This is a genomic window from Hoskinsella mucinilytica (assembly GCF_045223415.1).
In the GTDB taxonomy this organism is placed as follows: domain Bacteria; phylum Bacillota_I; class Bacilli_A; order Erysipelotrichales; family Erysipelotrichaceae; genus Hoskinsella; species Hoskinsella mucinilytica.
Genome location: NZ_JBEQZJ010000001.1, coordinates 1 through 15,532, shown reverse-complemented (window position 1 = coordinate 15,532; position 15,532 = coordinate 1). Strand labels below are relative to the sequence as shown.

The 15,532-nt window shown below is 34.3% G+C and carries 13 protein-coding genes; all 13 read right to left on the bottom strand.

Annotated elements, in window-relative coordinates; all coding sequences use genetic code 11:
- Position 1 precedes the first annotated feature (1 nt).
- A complete protein-coding gene (gene pelG / locus UGRO018_RS00065) occupies positions 2 to 1,456 on the bottom strand; it encodes an exopolysaccharide Pel transporter PelG (protein ID WP_416324403.1) in 1,455 nt (484 codons plus the stop codon).
- The gene (gene pelF / locus UGRO018_RS00060; protein ID WP_416324402.1) at positions 1,444 to 2,898 is read right to left on the bottom strand and encodes a GT4 family glycosyltransferase PelF; all 1,455 of its coding nucleotides are present in this window, start codon (positions 2,896 to 2,898) and stop codon (positions 1,444 to 1,446) included. Before pelF ends, pelG begins: the two co-directional genes overlap by 13 nt.
- Positions 2,895 to 4,622, bottom strand: a complete 1,728-nt coding sequence (locus UGRO018_RS00055; RefSeq protein ID WP_416324401.1) for a DUF2194 domain-containing protein — start codon at positions 4,620 to 4,622, stop codon at positions 2,895 to 2,897. The genes pelF and UGRO018_RS00055 overlap by 4 nt, the downstream gene beginning before the upstream one ends.
- Positions 4,615 to 6,885, bottom strand: a complete 2,271-nt coding sequence (locus UGRO018_RS00050) for a hypothetical protein (protein WP_416324400.1) — start codon at positions 6,883 to 6,885, stop codon at positions 4,615 to 4,617. Before UGRO018_RS00050 ends, UGRO018_RS00055 begins: the two co-directional genes overlap by 8 nt.
- A 13-nt stretch (positions 6,886 to 6,898) precedes the next feature.
- On the bottom strand, positions 6,899 to 7,813 hold the full coding sequence (locus tag UGRO018_RS00045) for a hypothetical protein (RefSeq protein ID WP_416324399.1): 915 nt from the start codon (positions 7,811 to 7,813) through the stop codon (positions 6,899 to 6,901).
- Complete coding sequence (locus UGRO018_RS00040) at positions 7,800 to 9,992, bottom strand: sugar nucleotide-binding protein (protein ID WP_416324398.1); 2,193 nt, start codon at positions 9,990 to 9,992, stop codon at positions 7,800 to 7,802. Before UGRO018_RS00040 ends, UGRO018_RS00045 begins: the two co-directional genes overlap by 14 nt.
- Positions 9,993 to 10,011: 19 nt before the next feature.
- Positions 10,012 to 11,007: a GGDEF domain-containing protein gene (locus UGRO018_RS00035; protein WP_416324397.1), complete on the bottom strand. Its 996-nt coding sequence runs from the start codon at positions 11,005 to 11,007 to the stop codon at positions 10,012 to 10,014.
- Between the two features lie 187 nt (positions 11,008 to 11,194).
- Entirely contained in the window at positions 11,195 to 12,484 is a 1,290-nt protein-coding gene (locus UGRO018_RS00030) for a GHKL domain-containing protein (RefSeq protein ID WP_416324396.1), read from the bottom strand.
- A complete protein-coding gene (locus UGRO018_RS00025) occupies positions 12,484 to 13,218 on the bottom strand; it encodes a LytR/AlgR family response regulator transcription factor (RefSeq protein ID WP_416324395.1) in 735 nt (244 codons plus the stop codon). Before UGRO018_RS00025 ends, UGRO018_RS00030 begins: the two co-directional genes overlap by 1 nt.
- Before the next feature lie 224 nt (positions 13,219 to 13,442).
- A complete protein-coding gene (locus UGRO018_RS00020) occupies positions 13,443 to 14,297 on the bottom strand; it encodes a carboxypeptidase-like regulatory domain-containing protein (protein WP_416324394.1) in 855 nt (284 codons plus the stop codon).
- A gap of 32 nt (positions 14,298 to 14,329) precedes the next feature.
- A complete protein-coding gene (locus tag UGRO018_RS00015; protein ID WP_416324393.1) occupies positions 14,330 to 14,794 on the bottom strand; it encodes a hypothetical protein in 465 nt (154 codons plus the stop codon).
- Between the two features lie 3 nt (positions 14,795 to 14,797).
- On the bottom strand, positions 14,798 to 15,280 hold the full coding sequence (locus UGRO018_RS00010) for a hypothetical protein (RefSeq protein WP_416324392.1): 483 nt from the start codon (positions 15,278 to 15,280) through the stop codon (positions 14,798 to 14,800).
- Positions 15,281 to 15,315: 35 nt separating this feature from the next.
- Positions 15,316 to 15,532 (bottom strand): hypothetical protein (locus UGRO018_RS00005; protein WP_416324391.1); only part of this gene is annotated, 217 nt, incomplete at its 5' end.

Sequence of the window (15,532 nt, the reverse complement as noted above, 5' to 3'; positions counted from 1 at the left end):
ATCAATCACACTCCTTTTCTCGATGATAGACAATGTCCGTTGGCATTTGTTGATATCGTTTTTTTAATACGGAACCTCTACAAAATACCCTGGCATCAATGCTTTGTTCACAATGTCTTAAGCGAAAATAAGCAATGCTCCATCCACATATCGCTCCTACAAAAACGCCGATACCATACCATCTAGGTTGTGCATATAGCATCGCTTGTAAAGACACAAGAAAGGTAACGCACGCAAAGACAGCACTTGTCCATAATGCACCATCCAAATCTTCAAAATAGTACAGAAAGATGATTCCGGAAAACATCAAGAACAATACAAAATAGCCTGCCGCAAGGGATGGATAAATATCCATAGTCAAACCGGAAAAGCCGAATTGTGGTAATAAGATCATACATAACAGAAACAAAATCACTGAGATGCTAAATTGTGCTTGTACCAATGTTAACAACTGCTTAGATAATAATCGAAACATTCTTGTTTTTGCCTGTTGAATGTCTTTAAGTCTGCCACCAATCACCATTTCTGAATAATATTTATAACGCCTAGAAAAATGTAATTCCACTTGAGTAATGAAAATGACCGATGCACTGATATTCGTAAACATAGCAATACAGCTTGCCATATCATAAGGCTGATTGCATACATAAGTATTGGCGACCACAAGATGAGTGGGTGCACACCAGAACACAAAATTATGCACAAACAACCCTAATACATAAAGAAGATTTGCGAGGATCAGTTTCCAATATCCTCTGAAATATTCAAAAACACCTGTGTAGTTTCGTGAATGATCATGAAAATAATGCTTGATCAACGAAAACTCTAAAGCAGCTATCATTGTAAAACCTACACTAAGTCCTAACAACATGGCATATGTCACTAAGCAATCAAACATAGATACCGCAATCATTGCCACAAGAAATGCAATGATTGCCCCTATCGTATAAAACAAAGAAATGGCTTTATAATCTTTTGTCACTGATAGATATAACATGGAATAAAAGGTCATACATAAAGCGATAAAACAACCAAAAGATGTAAACACGTATAATATCGCAACTCCTCCAACCAATACCTCATAAATATAAAACGGTATGGCTAACAAACAAGAGAAACACAAATTCATTAGTAATCCAACATAATAACAAGGCAATACATCTTCAATTTCTTCATCAAAGATCTTATCAGTCAAATATTTTGATATGACAGAATTAAAAGGCGATGTTGTCAATAACGCAAAAATGAAGATATAGAGGATCGAACAAGCAAATAATTCTCTATCAAAATATAAAACGGAATCATAACCCAAGAAGGCATACATAAACAATAAAGATGCCATGATGACCAACATCGGCGCAATGGTCGCTATTGTACTGTATCCAACACCGATCAAGGCGGAAACAATGGTTTGCTTTTTAAATACTCTATGTAAATCGATTCCTATTCCTGCCATGTTGTATCACCTCTATTCCATCTTCCATATAGCTTTTCGTAGGTTTGTTTCAACATAGGAAGCTGATAGCTTTCCTTTACTCTTTCATAACCGATTTCTCCCATTTGCTTTCTCATCTTTTCATTTCTTGCCAACGTTAAGATTGCTTGAGAGATACCATTCACATCCATGATAGACGTCAGGATTCCGGCAGCCTTTTCTTCCTTACCTTCTCCCATGATCAATCCATAGCAGTTTCCTACATTGGTTGCTATGACGGGTTTCTTTGCCGCAAAGCTTTCCAATATCGTAAGTGGTTGTCCTTCTGAAATACTTGTCAGAATCGTCATATCCATCTTACCCAGATACTCATGAACTTGAACCCTTCCGGTAAAGACTACATCCTGAATCTTCATTTGTTGTACAATTTGTAAACACTCTTCATAATAGCGGATATGTTCATCATAAGGTCCCATCACCCATAACTTTAAACGAGGTTCTTCTTTCTTTGCATAATGAAATGCCATAAGCATCGTTTTTACATCCTTGATCGGAGTCACACGAAGAATCGCACCGATATGAATAAATTCATCACATGGATCTTTACGTTTTAAATGCGCAAAAGGTTCCATATCGATACCATTTGGTGTAATCTCTATCTTTTCCTTTGGACATCCCAATTCTATTTGTAATTCCTTAGCTCCTTTGAATAAACAAGTTACAACGTCTGCACATTGATAAGCATAATAAGATAGCTTATGAAATTGTGAGATCCATATATTTTTATAAACACCTTTTACCCAAGATGCTTTGATCAATTCTTCTTCCCTCTCCCTTGTATAAATTCCATGTTCACTGATCAAAAGATGACTATCCGGATAAAGATATTTTCCCATTGTTCCAAAGATACCTGCATAACCGGTTGAAATACAATGATATACATCCGCACGAGCCGGTGTACTTCTCAAGGTGAAAAACAAAGGAAGGTAAATAGAGCGAAGCGTCCATAAGAAATCGGTGAATACAATTTCCGGATAAGCACGTTGATAATAACCTTGCGCAAGTTCTAAAAAATCCTGTCCCATTAAGACATCATCTATGGAAAAATGATCTTTTTGGAATATCTGAAACAATTGATGAAAATCTACATCACTACCTTCAAATAAAGATTGTAACGCTCTTCTACCAAGCGTTGATAATCGTCTTTCATGTAGCTTCAACAATCGTTTGCTTTTAAAATCCATTGGCCCTACATAGTCATCATCATCTAAATAGATTTCTCTGACTTCTACCACATTTTCAGGCAATTCGTACAGAAATTTTCCTCTTACAGAACGATTTGCGACGATCGCATGAATGATAAATTCATGTTGAGGAAAGCTTTTGATCATCGCATGTACCCAACTGGATACACCACCGACAACATAAGGATAACAACCTTCTACGATCATACATATTCTCATGATGTTGCCTCCTTTACATGTATTGTGAACGATGCTTCCTTTGCATGAATCAAATACACACCATCATCAACTTCTTCAAATGTCGCATGATCACAATCTTCAATAGTTTCATTATGTAAATTCAAAATAAAGTACGCTTCTTCCTCAAAGCCTTTTATGGAAACTTCTATGCTTTGATCTACTCTCTTGTGAGTCATATCCATCGCTAGAAATCTTCGAATACGTTGATCGGTTTCACTTAACAGTGTATGATCAAATGATTGATATGGTTTTAAATACGTACTCGCAAATCGAGACATATCTTTACTTAATACGGTCCAATCATCCTTATCTGATTCAGGATAGATAAGATTTTTCATATCTACTGTCATATTTAACATACCCAACGATGTAAACAAACTTTTCAGTTTTAAATCATCTACATAGGTATATTGATTCATTGTCCAATTGGATCGGATAAAAAGACTTTTCTTATCTAAAAATCCAAACAACCGCTCAGAGAATTGATCCGGCACAAAAAAGGTTTTTAAATCTTGAAACTGATTGGATAAAGCGTTTAACTGTGCTTGTGTTTGCGTACCTGCCGCAAACACATGGAACGCATAATGCGGATATTGTTTTTGAAAGATATTGAGATCCTGTGATAACTTCTCTTTCAAAGATAAGGAACTTCGTTGAATACCCGATAACCCAAATTCCGCACCTTCTCTATTCAAATGTGTCATATAAAAGGATAAAGCATCTTCATCGATCGGGGTTGTTTGTGTATAATCCAATCGACTGGAGAATAAGAAGGTTCCTTTCATTTCTATTTGATCCATGATAGAAATCAATTGGGGATATACCACATCTCTCATCAATGATATGGAGGATCTACTATAACGTTTTTCCAATGCCTCTTGATTTTCATTGGATATCATCGGAAAATTCACCAACACCATAGCCTTTGCATTTACTACAGGATAAAGATGATACGGCATATAGTCATTACATATCCCGGTTAGAATCCCTCTACCTATGGTGTTATCCTCCATAAAATCATTGTTCATGACATATACCAATCCCTCATGAACATAACTTCTCCAAAAGATAGGTGGCATTTCTTCATTTTTGATATCCGCTTCTTTATCCAAATAACCATCCATAAAGACCTTATATCCACTTTTTAAGGAAACATAAGGTATCACTAAATCGACATCCTCTTGATAATGCGTTTCTTGCCCAATGAAAAATCCATCATACACTTTGATATAGTGAATTTCTTTCTTTCCTTTATATGCTTCAATACCCAATAATGCTTTGACCTTATCGTTTTTCAAATAGGATTCAGCCGGTAAATTCGTGAATACCAAAACTTTCCCATCTAACTTCAGATCATATAATTCATCATAATCCTTTTGTGATAGCTCCTTGGGATCGATGATCAAAAGCTCTGCTTTACTTTGTAACATATCCGTTATATTTTCATACATATGGTAGGTCATTTTATTTTCGATAGCCCAATCTTTTATATAGGAATCGTTTGTATCATAAATGGCGATGTTTTCTTGATCAGTGACTTCATAATTCGTCATTGCACTATTTTCATATAAGGTCGTTTGTTTGGTATAAACATTTTGATCCTCTTGTTGGAAAAGAGAGGTCGCAACACCAAGACTTTGAAACATGATCAATACCATCACCATGATCAAAATACTAATCACATAATACTCTTTCTTAATCATAAGCTGGCCACACCTTTCTATCTGTATCATCCAACGGTATACTCAAATCAATAAGATGAAATGGATTTTGCGTAAGTTGATAACATACAAAATCATCACTGTCATAATAAATCGTAAAATCGTTAGGATACATCTTCAACATCATCTGACACCAAACATAGGTCTTAGAGAAAATAGAAACACGATCACTTCCCTTATAGATATCATCTGTTTGATTTTCTAAATTTAATTTGCGTTTTGCTTCTTTTTCACTTAACTTGAATTGATTTATTTTCATGTCATTATAATAAACATAGTTTGCATAATCCATGGGCTTTTTTTCCACATAGATGAATACATGTTGCGTAGGAATATATTGCGATTTTCCTTTTTCAATATCTCTTAAAAATTCCCACAATTCATAATGATATCCGTGTTCTTTGGTTGTTGTTAATTCAGATATCGTAGATATCACAGTCCATTGATTATCAGGAAATTGATGATTAATTTGATTCGTACAATCGATTGCATCATTATAGATTGTAAACTCTTGATATAGTTTTTTATCATCCCAACCTTGATCATAAATAGCATAAGTAAAGAAGAGAAGTCCTGCCAAACTGCATGTTTCCATACCGATATATGCTTTTTTACGATATCTAACATAAGGAAGCTCATAACATATATCTGCTGTCATAGACACAACCATCGCAAAATGAAGAATTAAGAACACATAGACTCTAAGTTGTGCTACCAACATAGGTAATCCTAATAAGGACATATCATATAAGAAAATCAACAACAGACCTTGTAAGATGATAGATATCATCTTAGAAAACATCAACAACTGTCTTTTCATTAAAGCAAGAAGTGCGTGGACAAAGCATATTGCCATAGCAACCATATACCATGTTCCCCATGTATGTCCGAATATCGTTTGTGTGATACTTTGATACATGATCTGTATGGCTTTTTGCACAGTGATCTGCTTTGCTGTTTCCGCTTTTTTATCCTTTTCTTTATCCGTTTTCTCTGTTTGGCTAATAGCGTCAGTAGCGCTTAGCGTTGTACCATCTACATCTTTATTTTCCATGACATCCGTTGCCCAATTTAAAGAAGCTTGTATCCCTTTTCCTTCCAACAGACCTACGCCAAAAGGCACACAAGAAATGATCAGTGCCATGATACATGTAACCAATAAAGGAAGAAAATAACGCTTTGCTAACACTTTATAGATATATGCGATAGCGATTCCCACACAAAGAAAGAACGCTAAAATCGTATCATAGAAATGAATACATATGGTTAAAGCAACACTCATTCCAAACAAGATCAGATCCGGTTGTAATAACGCTTGTTTTCCAAGATCTTGACGTATCGCATACCACTTCTGTGGCTTTTTTTCCATTGGTTGATGAAGATAACGATATAGAAAATATACTGTTGCTATCACGCTATATATCCCTACTTCTTGAGGTAAGGTCCATTGAATCCTTGCCATAGGAATGATATCAAACACATGAAGTGCAGCCATGATCAACACAGAGATCAATGGTAATATCCTACTTTTACAAAGGGAGCGAACAAGCACATATAACATAAGAAACATGACCATACTTTGATATAAACCCAAATAAAGATTTGCATTCCTTAAAGGGAAGATACTGAACATATCTAAAAAATAGACAAGACAATGCATTCCCATAGGATAAATTCCATCAGAGAATAAAATTCCTTTTTTCATATCTATGATCCAAGAATGATGAACTGTGAAATCACCGAAACCATAATGATTAAAATGCATTACGCCATAGGAATAATACCAAAACCCATATCCCATGATCAATGTCAGTAACAAAGCTTCCAGCCAATGCCTCTTCAACATCTGAAGCAAGGGCATGAATGCTTTTTTGATACAAAGCCAACCTTTTTCAAAATAAATCAATAGAAAACTTTTCATTCCCATGGTAGAAAAGATTAATTTCTGTACATCACATCCAAATGAAGTCATCATTTCCTTCATCAAATACCATCGTTTATAATATCGTATGTAATAAAATAAGACTATGTAGGAAATCGTGATCGTATAAACGTTGCATAGATGCAATAACTGTAAATATAATACCAACTGAATTACGATAAATGTCTGTACCACACTAACAAAAGCAAAGCGATAAATATAAGACTTATCCTTTAAATACTCTTTCCACATCATCAATGGTATCGCATAATAAAGAATCAAATACAGGAATAGCATTGATAACATCTCAAAAACATAATTCATTTTGCTCACCCTTTCATGAATGCTTTAAGGTTCGAATCAAGTCTAACGTTATGCTGTCAATATTGATATCAGAGCCTTCCAATTGTTTTATCAAGGAAAAAAACAAGGAAGTATTCCCTTCTGCATAAGCCAGCTTCATTGCGCTTTTATAATAAGAAAGGGTAAACGGATATTGCATTTTTAACTGTTCACACCATAGATAGGCATTGGTATAATCTTTCAATTCTAATAAGAAGTCTGCCATATCTTCATAGCACTGGGGTACCACAAGATCCTCATCAAAATCCACCATCTCTTTTAATACATCATTTAATGTGTAAATATAACTTTTATATTCCAAGCCAGGTAAGAATCGCTTTCTCAAAGCATCTCTTAAATAACAAAAACAAATCATCTTAACTTCCATATCATCTTGATGTTTTTGCATGGCATGTAACATGTTTTGCGCAGTAGAACGAAAATCTGAGATTGCGTCCATCAAAGCCGATGCTGCATAATGACTGACTTCACTATCCCTACTGTGCAACGCTTCGCTAATGGTTGCCAGAGAATGATCATAATAATCCTTTAATACATTCAAGATCAATTGACGCTGAGTTCCTTTATCAGAAACAGCCAGGGTCTCATTGACAGGAACGACATTTAATTCTCTTTCTTCATCCGGTAAAGTATAAATTTTTACTCTTTTCTTAGAAAAACTTACAGCATCTCTATCGATATCCTTAGCAAATAAGATGTTATATAATAATTGCGCAACGATAAAGATTACACGGCCTATTGGAGGTGTTATGGCAATGATGATCGCCACGATCACATACTTCTTTCGATCTTTGCCTTTGATAAAGCCATAAATAACATATCCTACAGCAATCATGAGATGCATAATTATGATCCATAATACAAACTGATCTGAACTAAGCAAATTCATCACCAACCTTTATCGGACTCGCAATGATATCATGCTGAAATAATCTTTCCTTTACGACCTCTGCCTCATCTTGGGACGTATTTGTTAAAAGGATACATAATCGTTGTTGCTGATCCAATCCCAGAAAATCACTCACTCTTAAGAGCTTAGCAATCTGTTTCGCTTTTGTAATCAGGTCTTCCTCCTTACTATCCACATGAAATAAGGCAATATCACATAGCCCTTTGGACATCGCATGATCATACATTTTTGTTAATTCTTTAAAAGCCGGCATGGTCATCAATGCAGAATGCTCTACATATTTTTGATCCTCCTGAGCCTTCATATAACGTGATGCCTGTCCCAATGCCTTACTCATCATTAAACTTAAGACAGACAACGTATTTGCTTGATAATTCGTCATTTTCTCCATTGGCAACCCCCAAACCATTACGATCAAATCTAAATGGTGATCATCATACAAAGCACTTGCCATAGAAGGTAGTTGCGGATGTAACGTTTTATTGATATATACGGCCTGTTTTTGGAAAGCTTGCATCCATTCCATCTCACAATATCGTATGGACTTTCCAAGTGATTTCGCACGTTTGCTTGTCGCTGATAATAACCTTGCATATTCGTCATTGACAATTTGATATATCGCAATATCCTTTGTTTCCATAAACGTTGATAACATCGGAGCTGCTCTGAAAATAACATCTCTGGGATCCATACTATCTAGTTGTGCTGTGATATCATATATCTTACCTAAACTGTCATCATAATTGATGATCCTATTTTCCAATACATCCTTCACTTTCAAATTGCTGTTATGAATCATTTGCATATCTTTTAATTGATGCGTTAAGAACTGTATTTCTTCATCCTTATCATCCTTGATCATAACCATATGATCATGTAAATGACCAACAGACATCGCAATGATGAATAACTGTGCAATCCAAACATAAGTATCATAACTAATCAATACTTCAAACATACCAGATAATCGTGAGAAGTGGAAAAAGTATGCCAACACACTTAAAAAGGCAGAAAAAACCCCTTGTCCTTTTCCATACACTACCGCAAACAATAAAACATACAATACAAACAAATCGATTTTCCCAAAAAATACATCACTAGACACTCCATAAGAAACAAAATACATGAACAGCAATACAACGATATTTTCCATATATGGCCATATCACTTTCGCACTTGCACTTAATTTTTGCCATAGTGTACGATATCTATATTCTCTCATCTCATCGAATGTCAAAAAATCTTCTTTATGCTCCATGATATGTTGAACAACTTTTTGAATACCTTCTTTAGAATCTATCAAATATTGAAACTCAAATTCATTCTGAAATCTGGATTGATCTAATTGAATATCTGAAGTTAGCTGATCCAAATGTTCGATATAAATATCTTTTTGTATCATCGATAATATCATCATTGCGATTTTTTCATCATTCATACTTTCACTATTTGCAATATGATAACAATCATAATTCAAATGCGGTTCCATACAGATTTTATAAATAGCTTCCATTGCATCTTTTCTATAAGTGATTTGATAAGTACAATGTTGTCTACAAGTCAAAGTTGGTTTTGTTAAGATATCAAGTGCTATTTTATGAACGATGTCGTTACACTCTTTGCGATTTTCTACCATACCATATAGATGTGCAATTCGTAATGTAGTAACTTGCATCATACCATGACTTTGATAACTCTTGATCAGTTCTTCAGCTTGCGCATACGTTCTACCAATAAAAGTCTTTGGTGTCATAGTTTCATCTTCCGTAATCAGACACGTATAATTTTCCTGATATACCATTTCATTTGATAAATACACAAATCGTTCCACTTGATTTTGTTCACAAGCCAATAGCACATTCATCAAAGAAGCAATATATTGTACAGAATCAGCTTCTATATTTTTCCATTCAAATAAAGGATCAAATACCCCTGTATACAAGACCAGATCCGGTTTGATACTTTCTATGATTCTTCGCATACTACTATTTTGATAAGAGAAACTATATTGTTCGAAAACTTTTCTACTTTTATGCTTTACATTTTCTCCACAAATAAGGTAAATGGTATGTTTTTCTTTATAAAATCTTTGGATCAGATCATTGGTAAATGTCCCATAGGCCCCTATCAATAATATTTTCATTTTCTTATGACTCATAATTTTCACCTAAACTTTCCTAATTTCCCTGTATATGTCCATCATGAGCTACCGCCTCTAAAGGAAAACTATGATACAGGATCATCTTTTTTACACTATCTTGTTCCTTATCAAAAAACGTTTTTTTAATTCGATTTACAATAGAAACAATATCTTTTTCATCTGTATCCACTGCCATAATCAGAAATTGACAACTACTATATCTGGTAAACACATCACCGATACGTAAAGAATGCTGTATTGCATCATTTAACTGTTTCATATATGCCTCTTGATTTTCATAAGGCAATTGTTCGTCATCTTCTGACAGTGTCAACAAAATCAAATAAATATGACGTTCACTTCTATTCAAGCATCGCTCTAAAAAGCGATAGATGCTTTTAAATGCATCATAATGTTGACAATAAGCACCCTGACACATATCTGTTTCTTTGAGCTCCTGCTGTATCAGAAAGCTATCCTTATGAATACTGTCACGTATGGTACTGGGATATTGCTTTAATTGCTCTTTCTGTCGCAATAAGCGTTGATCAGCTTTTTGAAAAAGTGTTTCATACGTATCTTGTTCTTCTGATATAGCTCCACGCACCGCAATCGATAACGGTATATGTTTCTTTCCATATGTTATTTGAGAAAGCTTTGTTTCAATGTTATGTTCCATCTCATTGATCATAAAAGATGCTTTGATATCCATAATAAATAAGATGAATTCATCTCCACCAATGCGTCCTGCGATTCCCTCGTTTTGCGCTATCTGCTTTAATATCTTACCGACATTACGCAATACATTATCGCCACATAAATGACCATATACATCATTGATTTTTTTAAAACGATTGATATCCATCACAAATAAAACACCTGTCTGATTCGCTTTTAAATAGCTATTTATTTTGGTTGCTACTGCACCACGATTATAAATATCTGTCAGCCAATCAATTTCTACCAAGGTACTTAGTCGTTTATTTTCATCTCTGAGCCTCTCTAGTTCTCTCATTTCGTTTTCCGAATTCATCGATAACATCTCCCCGTATATTTATTTTTATCATAAATATAGTTTTATTATCTTAGGAACCCATCTCAATCTCAACTAAATGGTAGTAAATTGCATTTCACTTGTAGAAAACTGTACGGTTGGCTATTATTGCACAAAAAAAACGAGAACTCTTTTTTTGAGATCTCGTTATTTCCTATTGTGATCGTTAAGACTTAATTCTTAACATTACTGAACTTTCATACACATGTTCGTTTAATTCAAAGCGAGCTGTTCCATGATTTGCATTTGCGATTGCTAAGATGGAACGCTGTCCTATGCCTTTTTTTCTCAAGTAATGATCATCACAAGAATTCTCTACTAAAATCATAAAATTATCTGCGATAACACTACATTCCGCATGTAAAAACTTATGACCTAATTGTTGTTTATTTAAACTTATGACTGCATTTTCAAAAAGATTTCCGAATATAATACAAAAATCCGCATCTGATATCCCTTCTGCATTTGAAAAATCTAACTTTAAATTTACTTCTACATCGTTATCTTTCAACAAAGATATATAATATTGAACCACTGCATTTACCGCATAATTCGAACATATGACAACATCTTGTTCTTTTGGTAATTGTTGCATATATTGCGTTAGATATTCTTTTAAATACGCTTGATCATCTTGTTCTAAATATGCATGAATCACAGCCATATGATGATGTAAATCATGCTGTGCCTTTTTCGTTACATCCAGCATCTGAATGATATTTAAATAACTTCTCGTCTGTAGCTCCATTTGATCTTTTAAAGCTTCTCTTTCTGATTCTAATAATACAGCCTTTGCAGCATCTAATGCTATTCGTAAAGAAACAAAATAAGTAATCAATCCACTGATGATCATTAATATATATATCAAAAACACTTCCACATCATGGTAAGTAAATTGATCAAACGTACTCAAATAAATCATATTAACGATAAAAAGTAAGATCGGACTAATACAAAGTTGCCAAAAATTTTTCACAGGTATCATATCCAATGCATCATGTAGTCTGTTTTTCAAAAACTGATATACAAATGGATAAGTGATTACCATAAATCCTCCTAAAATAAGAGTTTGAGGTAATGCAATAAACTCATCTACGCTTTCAGGAAAGAAATGAGCAGAAAGATATTGAGAAGCAATATTTAACATATTTGCATAAACCTGAGCAATCAAAAATACATAAATAAGCTTTGCTAATTCAATATCAAAACATTTTTTATATTCATATAGAAATAGCATATAAAATAATATCATGCCTATCGTATCTACCCACTTTGTTTGCGCAAAATAGATATCGATCATCACATAAAACAAACTTAAAAACATGATGTTAACCACAATGATCAATAATAGTGACGATAACTTAATCTTTAATTTTTCTAAAAAAGGTATGGTACATAACAAAAAAATCGGAAAATTCAAAACAAATACAGAAATAAAAATTCTAACCTCATTCATTAGGAACCATTCTCCTTAAATTGCCTTCTCATTTTCTCGAAGCAATAATCTTCATAATACTTTTTTAACAGCTTTCGATCTCCACGTTTCACTGGTATTTCAATGCTATCCTTAAGGAAAAATATCCCATTATGATAATCATGTACATAATCCAGATTGATCAAATAACTCCTATGACAACGAAGAAACCTAGCATCATTCAGTTCTTCCTCTATATCATTTAATTGTTGATAAGTACGATATTGTGCATTCACGGTATGAATGACACAATACCTATTCTGTGATTCAATGACATTTATCTGAGAATATAATATCTTTTTCTTTTCACGATCGACAAGGACTTCTAAGTACTGATCCTCTATAGAAATTAATTTGAGACATCTGGTTACAGCCTTATCGATTTCTTGTGTAGAACAAGGTTTTACTAAGTAATGAACTGCGCCAATATCAAAACCATCCGCATAATGATGTTTACTGGAAGTTGTTAAAACGATAGCGGCATGTTCCTGATGTTGGTTGATGGTTTTTGCTAATTGAATACCATCAATTTCTTTCATATAAATATCTAAGAAATACACATCATAATGATATTTATTTTTTTGTTTCATCAATTGCTCAGCAGTTTCAAAAAGATCGATATCAGCTTGGATTCTTTTTAACGAAAAGATATCTTTTAATTCGGAAAAAAGATGTTCTCTATCTCTTTTATCATCGTCACAAATCACTATCTTCATCGATATCCTCCATGCATTCATCTACTTCAGTGAGCAAATCTACACATTAAATCTTTATTTCTATCTCACATACTAAGTATTTTAATTGTTTTACATGGTAATGTCAATGTCATACATTTCATATAATTTCCTCAAATATCATATTTCAGTCACTACAGTTTCAATTACATCCCAGTTTCTCTTATCTACCATTCGTATAGCACCATTCGCATAAGAAAAAGCCATCATGGCCTTTCCTTATGTATTTTACCTTTATGAATGATCAACAGCAATAAGATACCGGCTCCTCCCATCATCAGAAATAGATTGAACACATGACTTTGATCCCCAGTATCAACTCCACTATCCTTAGTATCTATCACTCCTTTGGCAGTTTCTATCACTATTGTTCCATCCTCATTTAAACGAAGGTTTAATTCAATTGCGTCAAAACTTTGATGAGCACTTAATGTATAACTTCCATTCTCATTCACTTCCACAATAACATCTTTGGTGCTATTTCCCTTTAACAACTGAAATTCAACATAACCGATTACGGTACCATCTTTTAGTACGGTGATACTATGATGACCGATATCTACACGTTCAAAGGTAAAGGAACCATGTTTATCCGTAATCTGTGTCTGTAAGCTACTTCGAAGTTCCACAGTGACACCGGACATTGGCTGAGCATCTTTTAAAACTTTTCCACTTATCCTATACAACTTTTGGTTCATAGGCATACTTTGTACAGTCTTTACTTTTAATTCCTGATTCTGATAAACAGGCTCAAAGGTATAATACCCACCTTTGATTTGGTTGGTGATATCAACATTCCCTAACATCACTTGTTCAATTTCATATCCACTGACACTTCGAAGCAAAATCTTTGGTGTTGATAATCGCTTTGCTGTGATCTGTTTCACTAAAGTTCCTTCTTCAAACACTTCTACATGCTCACCTATCACATCGATGTGATGTGTTTCAGGTACTTCTGTCGTTATTTCTGTTGTGCCTATTCCTTCACTTGCCATAATAACTACTCCATTTTGACAACACAAGATACCGATCAAAAGTAATAGGCTACCTATTTTTTTCATGAAGCATCACCTACATTCTTTTCTATTATGCATCATTGTTTATCCACATAGGAAAAATGAAAGACGATAGTTCCTTTATATTTCCCTGCGAAAGCTTTATTCCAATTTTCTTTGGTGATTTTCAACTGAATAACAGCTTCGTCCTCCGTTGATAAAATATCCATTGATGTGAATGCTTCCTCATCGCTTACCAATTCATAAGGAATGGTTTTAGAAGGATCCTCTTGATTTTGTAATTCTCCGGCATCCACGCTAACCAACACCTTTTTCCCTGGATCGATCTGTACCCAATTTGCTTTGACACTGCCCAATTCCGTTGTTTCTGCTTCAAACTCTATGGCAGTACTTTCCGGAATTACGACTTCATAAGTTGGATCGATTTCCGTAGAAATGATTGTCTTGCCACTTTGCGGTTCACTGTCCTGATTGATTTCTTCTGCAGTAATTGGCATAAGCATCATACCCAACGCTACTACACTACATACTAATTTCTTCATTTTCTAATTTCCTCCATTCGCTTCTAAATATTGAATAGCGAAAGTTAATGTTGCACTATAGTCTCCTGCAAATGCGTTATCCCATGCTTCCTTTGTAATATCTATGGAAAGTGGTGTTTTTGTCCCTGTCCTAATTTCACTTTCAGAATATGTAATTTTATTGAATTCCTTACCTTCACTTGTCAATTGATAAGGAATCTTATACTCTTTATTTCCTTGATTGCACAATTCTGTTGCTGCTACATCTACTTGAATACTGGCATCCGGTGTAGGATTTCCTTCCACCGCAAGTTCCATCGTCGTATTCAATGTTCCCTTTGTGATCTTACAATCTTCCGGTATCACAACAAGATAAGTGGAATCTACACTTGTTGTAACCTTCGTATCTTCTGTTTTATTTGTACTTTCCTGATCGATTTCTTTTGCTTGTATTGCAACAGGTGATATAAGCAATACCATCATCATCATTGAAACTATTTTTTTCATATGTCCCTCATTTCCTTTCCTTTTTACGCATGATCCTAAGCCGATAAAACTTCTAACTTGATGCTAAAAGTTAATGTTCCTGTATAAGATCCTGCCTTCACATAATCTTCATTTGGTTCTCCAAGTGTAATGGTTCCGGTTCCAACAGTTGGATTTGTATCATCACCTTTAAAACATGCTACTACTGTCTTCTCAATATCTGTAATCTTTTTATCTCCTAGCTTTACATCTGCGGTAATGGTGGTACTTTCT

What these genes read in the sequence shown, in the direction of transcription:
- UGRO018_RS00010 (WP_416324392.1), bottom strand. Translation starts at nt 15,280, where the DNA reads ATGAAAAAAATAGTTTCAATGATGATGATGGTATTGCTTATATCACCT.
- UGRO018_RS00015 (WP_416324393.1), bottom strand. Translation starts at nt 14,794, where the DNA reads ATGAAGAAATTAGTATGTAGTGTAGTAGCGTTGGGTATGATGCTTATG.
- UGRO018_RS00030 (WP_416324396.1), bottom strand. Translation starts at nt 12,484, where the DNA reads ATGAATGAGGTTAGAATTTTTATTTCTGTATTTGTTTTGAATTTTCCG.
- UGRO018_RS00045 (WP_416324399.1), bottom strand. Translation starts at nt 7,813, where the DNA reads ATGAATTTGCTTAGTTCAGATCAGTTTGTATTATGGATCATAATTATG.
- UGRO018_RS00020 (WP_416324394.1), bottom strand. Translation starts at nt 14,297, where the DNA reads ATGAAAAAAATAGGTAGCCTATTACTTTTGATCGGTATCTTGTGTTGT.
- pelF (WP_416324402.1), bottom strand. Translation starts at nt 2,898, where the DNA reads ATGAGAATATGTATGATCGTAGAAGGTTGTTATCCTTATGTTGTCGGT.
- UGRO018_RS00040 (WP_416324398.1), bottom strand. Translation starts at nt 9,992, where the DNA reads ATGAGTCATAAGAAAATGAAAATATTATTGATAGGGGCCTATGGGACA.
- UGRO018_RS00025 (WP_416324395.1), bottom strand. Translation starts at nt 13,218, where the DNA reads ATGAAGATAGTGATTTGTGACGATGATAAAAGAGATAGAGAACATCTT.
- UGRO018_RS00055 (WP_416324401.1), bottom strand. Translation starts at nt 4,622, where the DNA reads ATGATTAAGAAAGAGTATTATGTGATTAGTATTTTGATCATGGTGATG.
- UGRO018_RS00035 (WP_416324397.1), bottom strand. Translation starts at nt 11,007, where the DNA reads ATGAATTCGGAAAACGAAATGAGAGAACTAGAGAGGCTCAGAGATGAA.
- UGRO018_RS00050 (WP_416324400.1), bottom strand. Translation starts at nt 6,885, where the DNA reads ATGAATTATGTTTTTGAGATGTTATCAATGCTATTCCTGTATTTGATT.
- pelG (WP_416324403.1), bottom strand. Translation starts at nt 1,456, where the DNA reads ATGGCAGGAATAGGAATCGATTTACATAGAGTATTTAAAAAGCAAACC.